General features: G+C 67.4%; 1 protein-coding gene. It reads right to left on the bottom strand.

All coding sequences use genetic code 11. From position 1 onward, the window contains the following. Positions 1 to 46: 46 nt before the first annotated feature. Positions 47 to 1,294: an IS256 family transposase gene (locus L3K22_RS16610; RefSeq protein WP_114306580.1), complete on the bottom strand. Its 1,248-nt coding sequence runs from the start codon at positions 1,292 to 1,294 to the stop codon at positions 47 to 49. Positions 1,295 to 1,413: the final 119 nt, after the last annotated feature.

The raw sequence follows: 1,413 nt of genomic DNA, 5'->3' as shown, positions 1-1,413 counted from the left end.
CGGTCAAGTCCCCGGAAGTGGTGTAGCGATCCTTCGGCGATAGGGATCAGGCTGTCAGCGCGGGAAGTGCATCGGTGCTCACCTCGTTCACGGGATTGGTGGTGAGGGTGAGGCGGCAACGGGCCAGGACGTCGAGGCCGAGGTAGCGGCGTCCTTCGGCCCATTCATCGGTCTGCTCGGCCAGGACCGCGCCGACGAGGCGGACGATCGCCTCGCGGGAGGGGAAGATGCCCACCGAGTCGGTACGGCGGCGGATCTCGCGGTTCAGACGCTCGGTGGGGTTGTTCGACCAGATCTGGACCCACACATCCTTCGGAAACGCGGTGAACGCGAGGACGTCTGCGCGGGCGGCATCGAGGTGCTCGGCCACGGCCGGGAGCTTCTCACCGACGTAGTCCAGCAGACGCTCGAACTGCGCATTCACGGCCGCGGCGTCGGGCTGGTCATAGACGCTGTGCAGCATCGCTTTCACGGCTGGCCACATGCCCTTGGGGCAGATGCTCATCAGATTCGCGGCGTAGTGGGTGCGGCAGCGCTGCCAGGACGCTCCGGGCAGGTGAGCGGCGATCGCCTCGACCAGCCCCGCATGCGCGTCGGAGGTGACCAGGCGGACTCCGCCCAGGCCGCGGGCGACCAGGTCGGCGAAGAAGCTGTTCCAGGCCGCGCCGGTCTCGCTGGTCGCGACCCGGATGCCGAGGACTTCGCGGTGGCCGTCGCCGTTGACGCCGGTGGCGAGCAGGACGACGGCATTGATGACTCGTCCGCCCTCGCGGACCTTCATCGTCAGTGCGTCGGCGGAGACGAACGTGAACGGCCCGGCCTCGTCCAGGGGGCGGTGGCGGAACTGCTCGACGTGCTCGTCCAGATCGGCCGCCATGCGGCTGACCTGGGACTTCGAGAGGCTGTTGATGCCGAGGGTCTTGACGAGTTTGTCCATTCGACGGGTGGAGACGCCGGCGAGGTAGCAGTCCGCGACCACGGTGATCAGGGCGGATTCGGCGCGTTTGCGGCGCTCGAGCAGCCACTCGGGGAAGTAGGTGCCGGTGCGGAGCTTGGGGACGGCGACGTCGATCGTGCCGACGCGGGTGTCAAGGTCGCGGTGGCGGTAGCCGTTGCGCTGAGCGACCCGCTCGGGGCTGGGTCGACCGTATTCCGCGCCGGCGACCGCGTCAGCGTCCGCGGACAGCAGCTCGTTGATGATCCTTTGCAGCATCGTGCGCATCAGATCCGGGGAGGCTTCGGCCAGGGCTTCACCGAGCAGGCCGTGAGGGTCGACAATATGAGGAGCGGTCATCGTGATGACTCCGTTCGAGGATTCTGTGGAAGGTTGACTCGAAGGATCACACGGTGGCCGCGTCCTCGTCAGAGACGATCACGGGGCCACCGCGCTACACCACTATGCGGGACTCAACT

Source organism: Brachybacterium atlanticum (assembly GCF_025669985.1).
In the GTDB taxonomy this organism is placed as follows: Bacteria; Actinomycetota; Actinomycetes; order Actinomycetales; family Dermabacteraceae; genus Brachybacterium; species Brachybacterium conglomeratum.
Note: the sequence above shows the minus strand (reverse complement) of the source record. Positions and strands in the feature narration are given on the sequence as shown.